General features: G+C 65.9%; 8 protein-coding genes. 5 read left to right on the top strand and 3 right to left on the bottom strand.

Annotated features, from left to right (window positions below):
* From dnaE to nrdR, 3 genes are all read left to right on the top strand, one after another.
* On the top strand, positions 1-2,519 hold a 2,519-nt coding region (gene dnaE / locus AC5RWT_RS15530; protein ID WP_494080940.1), incomplete at its 5' end, for a DNA polymerase III subunit alpha.
* Between the two features lie 34 nt (positions 2,520-2,553).
* A complete protein-coding gene (gene hisD / locus AC5RWT_RS15525) occupies positions 2,554-3,897 on the top strand; it encodes a histidinol dehydrogenase (protein WP_494080939.1) in 1,344 nt (447 codons plus the stop codon).
* Positions 3,898-3,995: 98 nt separating this feature from the next.
* The gene (gene nrdR, locus AC5RWT_RS15520) at positions 3,996-4,496 is read left to right on the top strand and encodes a transcriptional regulator NrdR (RefSeq protein WP_494044105.1); all 501 of its coding nucleotides are present in this window, start codon (positions 3,996-3,998) and stop codon (positions 4,494-4,496) included.
* 63 nt (positions 4,497-4,559) lie between these two features.
* On the opposite strand, the gene ppgK is transcribed toward nrdR, so the two are convergent.
* Both ppgK and map read right to left on the bottom strand, forming a co-directional pair.
* Positions 4,560-5,387: a polyphosphate--glucose phosphotransferase gene (gene ppgK, locus AC5RWT_RS15515; protein ID WP_494080938.1), complete on the bottom strand. Its 828-nt coding sequence runs from the start codon at positions 5,385-5,387 to the stop codon at positions 4,560-4,562.
* Between the two features lie 79 nt (positions 5,388-5,466).
* A complete protein-coding gene (gene map / locus AC5RWT_RS15510) occupies positions 5,467-6,345 on the bottom strand; it encodes a type I methionyl aminopeptidase (RefSeq protein WP_494080937.1) in 879 nt (292 codons plus the stop codon).
* A 96-nt stretch (positions 6,346-6,441) separates the two neighbouring features.
* On the opposite strand from map, the gene AC5RWT_RS15505 reads away from it, so the two are divergent.
* Positions 6,442-6,606 carry an SPOR domain-containing protein gene (locus AC5RWT_RS15505; RefSeq protein ID WP_494044102.1) on the top strand — a complete coding sequence of 55 codons (165 nt, stop codon included), beginning with the start codon at positions 6,442-6,444 and terminating at the stop codon, positions 6,604-6,606.
* Between the two features lie 47 nt (positions 6,607-6,653).
* On the opposite strand, the gene panB is transcribed toward AC5RWT_RS15505, so the two are convergent.
* Positions 6,654-7,526, bottom strand: a complete 873-nt coding sequence (gene panB / locus AC5RWT_RS15500; protein WP_494080936.1) for a 3-methyl-2-oxobutanoate hydroxymethyltransferase — start codon at positions 7,524-7,526, stop codon at positions 6,654-6,656.
* Between the two features lie 161 nt (positions 7,527-7,687).
* Here panB and AC5RWT_RS15495 point away from each other — a divergent pair, with 161 nt between their 5' ends.
* A complete protein-coding gene (locus AC5RWT_RS15495; RefSeq protein ID WP_494044100.1) occupies positions 7,688-9,028 on the top strand; it encodes a glutamine synthetase family protein in 1,341 nt (446 codons plus the stop codon).
* The last annotated feature ends 3 nt before the right edge of the window (positions 9,029-9,031 follow it).

Genomic DNA, 9,031 nt, shown 5'->3' with positions numbered 1-9,031 from the left:
AATATGAGATCGGCATCATTCTCCAGATGGGCTTCCCCGGCTACTTCCTGGTGGTGGCCGACTTCATCAACTGGTCCAAGGACCACGGCATCCGGGTTGGGCCGGGCCGCGGTTCCGGTGCCGGCTCGATGGTGGCCTACGCAATGCGCATCACCGACCTGAACCCGCTCAAGCACGGTCTGATCTTCGAACGCTTCCTGAACCCGGACCGCGTCTCCATGCCTGACTTCGACGTGGACTTCGATGACCGGCGCCGCCCGGAAGTGATCAAGTACGTCACCGAGAAGTATGGTGACGACCGCGTGGCCATGATCGTCACCTACGGCACCATCAAGGCCAAGCAGGCGTTGAAGGACTCCTCCCGCGTGATGGGCTATCCGTTCTCCACCGGCGAGCGGCTGACCAAGGCCATGCCGCCGGATGTCATGGGCAAGGGCCTGACGCTGAAGGAAGTGCACGATCCCACTGCCAAGCGCTACGGCGAGGCCGAGGAGATGCGCGAACTGCTCAAGTCCGACCCGGATTCCGCTAAGGTCTTCGAAACCGCGCTGGGTCTGGAAGGGCTGAAGCGCCAGTGGGGTGTGCACGCCGCCGGCGTGATCATGTCCTCGGATCCGCTGATCGACATCATCCCGATCATGCGCCGGGAGCAGGACGGCCAGGTCATTACGCAGTTCGACTATCCCACCTGTGAAGGCCTGGGCCTGATCAAGATGGACTTCCTCGGTCTGCGCAACCTGACGATCATCACGGACGCCATCGAGAACATCAAGATGAACCAGGACGTGGACCTGGATCTTGAAACGCTGGACCTGGACGACCGCGGTTCCTACGAGCTGCTCGCCCGCGGCGACACCCTGGGCGTCTTTCAGCTTGACGGCGGCCCGATGCGGTCGTTGCTGAAGATGATGCGGCCGGACAACTTCGAAGACATCTCCGCCGTGATCGCCCTGTACCGGCCGGGTCCGATGGGCGCCAACTCGCACACCAACTACGCCCTGCGCAAGACCGGGCTCCAGGAGATCACCCCGATCCACCCGGAGCTGGAAGAACCGCTGCGGGACATTCTGGACACCACCTACGGCCTGATCGTGTATCAGGAGCAGGTGATGGCGATCGCGCAGAAGGTGGCCGGCTTCTCGCTGGGCCAAGCGGACATTCTGCGCCGCGCGATGGGCAAGAAGAAGAAGTCCGAGCTGGACAAGCAGTATGCCGGCTTCCACCAGGGCATGGTGGACCGCGGCTACTCCGAGGCTGCCATCAAGGCGCTGTGGGACATCCTGCTGCCGTTCTCCGACTACGCGTTCAACAAGGCGCACTCGGCCGCCTACGGCCTGGTCTCCTACTGGACCGCCTACCTGAAGGCGCACTATCCGGCCGAATACATGGCCGCGCTGCTCACCTCGGTGGGGGACGACAAGGACAAACTGGCGCTGTACCTGAACGAATGCCGCCACATGGGCATCACCGTCCTGCCGCCGGATGTGAACGAATCGGCGCTGAACTTCACTCCGGTGGGCAAGGACATCCGCTTCGGCATGGGCGCCATCCGAAACGTCGGTGCCAACGTGGTGCACGCCATGGTGGGCTCACGTGACGAGAAAGGCAACTTCGCCAGCTTCAGCGACTTCCTGCAGAAGGTGCCGGCGGTGGTCTGCAACAAGCGCACCATCGAGTCGCTGGTCAAGGCCGGCGCCTTTGACTCGCTGGGCCATCCGCGGCGCGCGCTGGCAATGATCCACGAAGAAGCGGTGGATTCGGTCATCGTGCTCAAGCGCAACGAGGCCGCCAACCAGTTCGATCTGTTCAGCGCGTTCGACGACGGCGGCGAAACCGCCGGGGGACTCGCGGTTGATGTGCCGGACCTGCCCGAGTGGGACAAGAAGGACAAGCTCGCGTTCGAGCGCGACATGCTGGGCCTGTATGTCTCCGACCACCCGCTGCAGGGCCTGGACGGGATCCTGAGCCAGCATGCAGACATGTCGATCACCTCGCTGATCGGCGAGGACGGCCCGCCGGACGGACAGATCATCACCATTGCGGGCATGATCACGTCGCTGCAGCGCCGGATCGCCAAGAACAGCGGCAACGCCTATGCCCGCGCCGAAGTCGAGGACCTCGGCGGCTCCATGGAGGTCATGTTCTTCGGCCAGGCCTACGCGCCGATCGCGACCGTGCTGGCCGAAGACCTGATCGTGGTGGTCCGGGGCCGGCTGCAGCGCCGCGACGACGGGGCAGTCACCCTGAACGCGCAGGAGCTGACCGTGCCAGACCTCAGCGACGGGCACTCCGGTCCGGTGGTGATTTCGATGGCGAGCTTCAAGGCGACCGAGTCGGTGGTCACCGCACTGGGGGACGTGCTGCGCACGCATCCCGGCACCACCGAGGTGCAGGTGCGGCTGAACAGCTCCCGCAAGGTCGAGGTGATGAAGCTGGGGGTGGACTTGCGGGTCAATCCGAACCCCTCGCTGTTCGGCGACCTCAAGGTGCTGTTGGGGCCGGCCTGCCTCGACGCCTGACCAGGCGGGGGCGAGGGGTCAGTAGAATGGGTGGGTGACTTCTGCAGCCAACACCTTTAGCGATTTCCCCACCCTGGACCTGCGCGGCCGCAGCCTCGGCACCGCCGAACTGAAAGCCGCCATGCCACGCGCGGACTCCACGTTCGACGCCGCCACCGGCGCCGTCGAGGAGATCATCGGCAAGGTGCGTACGCACGGGTTCGCCGCCTTGGCCGAGCTCGCACGCAGGTTCGACGGCGTGGAGCAGCTCCATCCGCGCGTGCCGGCAGCGGCGCTGGACGAGGCCCTGGACCAGCTGGACCCGCAGGTCCGTGCCGCCCTCGAGGAGTCCATCGCGCGTGCCCGGCGGTTCGCCGAGGCGCAGAAGCCGGGGGACACCGACGTCGAAATCGGTGACGGGGCAGTGGTGACGCACAAATGGATCCCGGTGAACCGCGTGGGGCTGTACGTTCCGGGCGGACTGGCCGTGTATCCCTCCTCCGTGGTCATGAACGTGGTGCCGGCACAGGCAGCGGGCGTGGCTTCCATCGCGCTGGCCTCGCCGCCGCAAAAGGACTTCGGTTCGCTGCCGCACCCCACCATCCTTGCCGCCGCCAAGCTGCTGGGGATCGATGAGGTCTACGCCATCGGCGGCGCGCAGGCGGTTGCCGCATTCGCCTACGGTGTGCCCGCGAACGGGCACGGCCCGGCATTGGAACCCGTGGACGTTGTCACCGGGCCCGGCAATGTTTTCGTCGCCACCGCCAAGCGGCTGGTCAAGAGCGTGGTGGGCATCGACGCGGAAGCGGGCACCACCGAGATAGCCATCCTGGCCGACGAGACCGCCAATCCGGCCTTCGTGGCCGCCGACCTGATCAGCCAGGCCGAGCACGACCCGCATGCCGCCTCCGTCCTGATCACCGCGTCCGAGGAGCTGGCGCAGGCCGTGCGTGCGGAGCTCGGCCGGCAGATCGCCGGGACGAAGCATTCCGAGCGTGTTCGCCAAGCGCTGTCCGGGCCGCAGTCGGGCACCATCCTGGTGGACGGGCTGGAACACGGCATTGCCGTCTGCGACGCCTACGCCGCCGAGCACCTGGAGATCCAGACCGCCGACGCAGCCGCGGTAGCCGCCCGGATCCGCAACGCCGGCGCGATCTTCGTGGGGGACTACAGCCCGGTGAGCCTGGGCGACTACTGCGCCGGCTCCAACCATGTGCTGCCCACCAGCGGCACCGCCACCTTCGCCAGCGGCCTTAATGTGACCACCTTCCTGCGTGCGGTCCAGGTGATCAACTACGGAAGCAGCGCGCTGCGGGAGGTCAGCGGCCACATCGACGCGCTGTCCCGGGCCGAAGACCTCCCGGCGCATGGCGACGCCGTAGCCGTCCGGTTCGCCTGAGCGGGCAAACCCCAACATGTAGTAATAACAATCTTGTAATTCACCTAGATATAGTTCTAGGATGAATTTGTTGGTGTTCCCTCTGGAAGGAGTGTTGCGTGTATTGTCCGTTCTGCCGCAACTCCGATTCCCGCGTGGTGGACAGCCGACTGACCGATGACGGCTCGGCGATCCGTCGGCGCCGGCAGTGTCCGGCCTGCGGGCGCAGGTTCACCACGGTGGAGACCACCAGCCTCAGTGTGATCAAGCGCTCCGGCGTCAGCGAGCCGTTTAGCCGCACCAAGGTGGTCAACGGCGTGCGTAAGGCCTGCCAAGGCCGGCCGGTGACGGAAGACGACCTGGCCATGCTGGCGCAGGAAGTCGAAGAATCGGTCCGTGCCAGCGGCGCGGCGGAAATCGATGCTCATGAAGTGGGGCTGGCGATTCTCGGTCCGCTGAAGAAGCTGGACCTGATCGCCTTCCTGCGGTTCGCCAGCGTGTACCAGGGCTACGAGTCGCTGGAGGATTTCGAATCCGCCATCGACCAGCTGCGCCGCGATGCGCAAAAAAACGGCCAGCAGGGGCCGGAAGGCCGGCAACGGCCGCTCACCGCGAAATAGCGCACACAGACCCCGGTGGCGGCTGCGGAGGGGAAGCCGAGGCCGCCACCGGCACCAACTGTTTTACTTGGCGAAACCGAAGTGTATGGCCGACTGCAGCGCTGCCCCGACGATGCCCGCGTTGTTGCGCAGCTGGGCCGGGATGATCGGCGTGGCCAGCTGAAGCAGGGGCAGAAAGTCCTCGCTCCGTTTCGAAATGCCGCCGCCGATGATGAACAGCTCCGGCGAGAACAAGAACTCCACGTGTGAAAAGTAGCGCTGCAGGCGCTTCGCATACGCCTCCCAGGCCAGACCGTCGCGTTCGCGTGCCGCGGCGGAGGCCTTGGACTCGGCGTCATGCCCGTCCAGCTCCAGATGCCCCAATTCGGCGTTAGGCACCAGCGTGCCGTTGAAGATGAACGCGGACCCGATTCCGGTGCCCAACGTGATGACCAGCAGGGTGCCCTTCACACCGGACCCGGCACCGTAACGGGCCTCGGCCAGTCCGGCCGCGTCCGCGTCGTTGATGACCTGGACGGGACGGGACATCTTGGCGGTAAGCAGCGAGTCGACGTCGGTGCCGATCCAACTGGGGTCAACGTTGGCTGCCGACCGGGCGACGCCGTGGCGGATGATGGCCGGGAAGGTGACGCCCACCGGGCGGTCGGGCCCCGGGCCCTCCGGGCGCGCGCAGAGTTCGGTGACGATGCGCGCGACGACGTCGGCCACGGCGTCCGGTGTGGACGGGCGGGGGGTGTCGTAACGGATGCGATCGCCGACCAGGTTTCCCTTTTTGAGGTCAACGATGCCGCCCTTGATACCGGTTCCGCCGATATCGATCCCGATCGCCGAGCGGGCTGCCCGTTTGGCTGCCTTGCCGTCCTTGCCGTCCTTGCCGTCCTTGGTCGCCATGCCACCTCCGTGTGCGCTTGTATCCGGCGTGTGGCGCCAGACTATCGGTAGCCTACCCGCTGCACCCGACGGTGTCGGACTAGGGCAGGGTCAGGATCTCCGCGCCGGAGTCGGTGACCACCAGGGTGTGCTCGAACTGGGCGGTCCGTTTGCGGTCCTTGGTGACAACCGTCCAGTTGTCGTCCCACATCTCCCATTCGATGGTGCCCAACGTCAGCATCGGCTCGATGGTGAAGACCATGCCCGGCTCGATCACCCTGCTGTAGGCAGGTGCGGCGTCGTAATGCGGGATGATCAGCCCGGTGTGGAACGCTTCGCCGACGCCGTGGCCGGTGAAATCGCGGACCACGCCGTAGCCGAAACGCTTGGCGTAGGACTCGATGGTCCGCCCGATGACGTTGATTTCGCGGCCCGGCGCAACCGCCTTGATGCCGCGGCGCAGTGACTCCTGCGTGCGCTCGACCAGCAGCCGCGACTCCTCGTCGACGTCGCCGACCAGGAAGGTGTGGTTGGTATCCCCGTGGACGCCGTCCACGTAGGCGGTGATGTCGATGTTGATGATGTCGCCGTCCTGCACCACGGTGGTATCCGGGATCCCGTGGCAAATCACCTCATTGATGGAGGAGCAGATCGACTTCGGGAAACCGCGGTAGCCCAGGCAGGACGGATACGCCCGGTGGTCCAGCAAGAACTCATGCCCGATCCGGTCCAAGTGGTCGGTGGTGACACCCGGTTCGATGTGCTTGCCGACCTCCACGATGGCCTGTGCAGCGATCCGTCCGGCGGTGCGGATTTTCTCGATGGTCTCCGGTGCCTTGACCTCGGAACCGGTGAACTTGGCCGGGGCCGGTTTCCACGCGTACTCGGGCCGTTGGATCGAAGCGGGGACCGGCAAAGTGGGGCTAACGGTGCCTTGAACGAGGGCTCCGACGGGTGCTGTTGCTGCGTTGTGGGGCATAGTATCGATCATATAGGTGCTGCAGCGGTGCCCGGGCGGTTCAGACGCCGGCAGACGGCTACCCTGCAACGGCGCCGTCAACTTAAGGAGGCCGGCATGGCGGATTTTTGGTACAACGTCGTCACCCATCAGGTGGAAGTGGGCGCCCAGTCGGACTGGACCCAACTGATCGGCCCGTACGCGACCCGCGAAGAAGCCGAGCACGCGTTGGAAAAGGTGCAGCAGCGCAACGAGGCGTGGGACGCCGAGGACGACGACTGACCGCACCGGGCGTTCCCACCCGGGGCTAGCGGGTGAGCACCCCCGGGCTAGAAGGAGTGCTCCGGGCCGGGGAACGCGCCGTCCTGGACGTCGGAGCGGAAGGCGGCAGCGGCGTCGGAAATAATGCTGCGCACGTCCGCATACTGCTTCACGAACCTGGCCATCTTGCCGCCGCGCAGGCCAACCATGTCCTGCCAGACAAGCACCTGCCCGGTGGTTGACGGACCGGCACCGATCCCGATCGTGGGTACGTGCAGGGCCTGGTCCACCTTGGCAGCAGCCTCGGCCGGGACCATCTCCATCAGCACCGCAAACGCCCCGGCCGCTTCCAGCGCCAGCGCATCGTCGATCAGACGCCCGGCGTCGTCGCCGCGGCCCTGCACCCGGTAGCCGCCCAGTGCATGCTCGCTCTGCGGCGTGAAGCCGATGTGTGCCATTACCGGAACGCCGGCCTGTACCAGGGCCCGGACGGTGTCCGCATAGTACGCGCCGCCCTCCATCTTCACCGCGTGCACGCCCGTTTCCTTCAGGAAGCGCACGCCGGTCTCCACCGCCTGCTCCGGCGAGACCTCATAGCTGCCGAAGGGCAGGTCGGCAACGACGAAGGCACTCCGGGCCGAACGGGCGACCGCCCGGCAGAGCGGCAGCATTTCGTCCACCGTGATCGGCAGCGACGTCTCGTTGCCCAGCACGTTGTTGGACGCCGAGTCACCGATCAACAGCACCTCGATCCCGGCCGCATCGAAAATCTCTGCGGTGTACTGGTCGTAGGCCGTCAGCATGGCGAAGCGGCGGCCCTCGTCCTTGGCCTGCTGGAGGTGGTGGACGCGGGTGCGGCGGGCCGGGCGCGACGCCGAAGCCGCCGCGGACGTGCCGTAGGGAGCCGGCTGCTCTGCGCCGGAAGGCTGTGAAGTGGGCATGTGGTAGAGCCTAATCCTCAGACGTCTGCTTGCTCCACTTGTGCCCGCCGCGTTACCGGGCGGATACTTCGGCGGTGCTGCCAGTAGGCTAAGGGGAAGTACAAGGCAGGCTCTGGCAAGCGGCTTCAGAGGCCGGGCGCGGACATAGTGAAAGGCAGCCCATGGACCGTCAGCAGGAATTCGTCCTCCGTACCATCGAAGAGCGCGACGTACGGTTTGTCCGGCTCTGGTTCACGGACATCGTCGGGTCGCTGAAGTCCGTGGCGCTGGCTCCTGCTGAGGTGGAAGGCGCCTTCGAGGAAGGGCTCGGCTTCGACGGTTCCTCAATCGAGGGCCTGGCCCGGGTCTTTGAGTCGGACATGCTGGTCCAGCCGGATCCCACCACGTTCCAGATCCTGCCGTGGCGGGGTGAAGCGGAGCAGACCTCGCGGATGTTCTGCGATGTGCTCACGCCCGACGGCGAGCCCTCCAGCGCCGATCCGCGCAACGTGCTGAAACGGACGCTGAGCAAGGCGGCGGAGATGGGCTTCACCTGCTACACGCATCCGGAAATCGAGTTCTATCTGCTCAAGTCCGACGAACTGGGCCCGGACGGGATTCCGGTGCCCGTGGACCGGGCAGGCTACTTCGACCATGTGCCGGGCGGCGTGGCGCAGGACTTCCGCCGCACGGCCGTGACCATGCTGGAAAACGTAGGCATCTCGGTGGAGTTCAGCCATCATGAGGACGGTCCCGGGCAGAACGAAATCGACCTCCGCTACGCCGATGCCCTGCAGACCGCGGACAACATCATGACCTTCCGCACGGTGGTCAAGGAAGTGGCGTTGATGGAGGGCATCTATGCCACCTTCATGCCGAAGCCTTTCTCCGAGCACCCCGGCTCCGGCATGCACACCCACTTCTCATTGTTCGAGGGCGACTCCAACGCGTTCTTTGAAGCAGGCGCCGAATTCCAGCTATCCAAAACGGCCCGCCAGTTCATGGCCGGGATCCTGCACCACGCCCCGGAATTCACCGCCGTCACCAACCAGTTCGTCAACTCCTACAAGCGGCTCTGGGGCGGGGGAGAGGCCCCCAGCTACATCTCCTGGGGCCACAACAACCGTTCCGCGCTGCTGCGGGTTCCGCTGTACAAGCCGAACAAGGGCCAGTCGGCCCGCGTCGAATACCGCGGCATTGACTCGGCGGCCAACCCGTACCTGTCCTACGCGGTGCTGCTCGGGGCAGGCCTGAAGGGGATCGAGGAGGGCTACGAGCTGCCGCCGGCGGCCGAGGACGACGTCTGGAGCCTGAGCACCGCCGAGCGGCGGGCCCTGGGCCTGGATCCGCTGCCGTCCAGCCTGCACGACGCCATCCGGGCGATGGAAGAGTCCGAGCTGGTCGCCGGCATCCTGGGCGAGCAGGTCTACGAGATCTTCCTGCGGAACAAGCGGGCCGAATGGCACGACTACCGGCTGCAGGTGACCCCGCACGAGTTGAAGCGCAACATCGGAATCCTCTAGGAC

The organism is Arthrobacter sp. Dra40, from assembly GCF_059091905.1.
Note: the sequence above shows the minus strand (reverse complement) of the source record. Positions and strands in the feature narration are given on the sequence as shown.

What these genes read in the sequence shown, in the direction of transcription:
- AC5RWT_RS15505 (WP_494044102.1), top strand. Translation starts at nt 6,442, where the DNA reads ATGGCGGATTTTTGGTACAACGTCGTCACCCATCAGGTGGAAGTGGGC.
- AC5RWT_RS15495 (WP_494044100.1), top strand. Translation starts at nt 7,688, where the DNA reads ATGGACCGTCAGCAGGAATTCGTCCTCCGTACCATCGAAGAGCGCGAC.
- map (WP_494080937.1), bottom strand. Translation starts at nt 6,345, where the DNA reads ATGCCCCACAACGCAGCAACAGCACCCGTCGGAGCCCTCGTTCAAGGC.
- panB (WP_494080936.1), bottom strand. Translation starts at nt 7,526, where the DNA reads ATGCCCACTTCACAGCCTTCCGGCGCAGAGCAGCCGGCTCCCTACGGC.
- ppgK (WP_494080938.1), bottom strand. Translation starts at nt 5,387, where the DNA reads ATGGCGACCAAGGACGGCAAGGACGGCAAGGACGGCAAGGCAGCCAAA.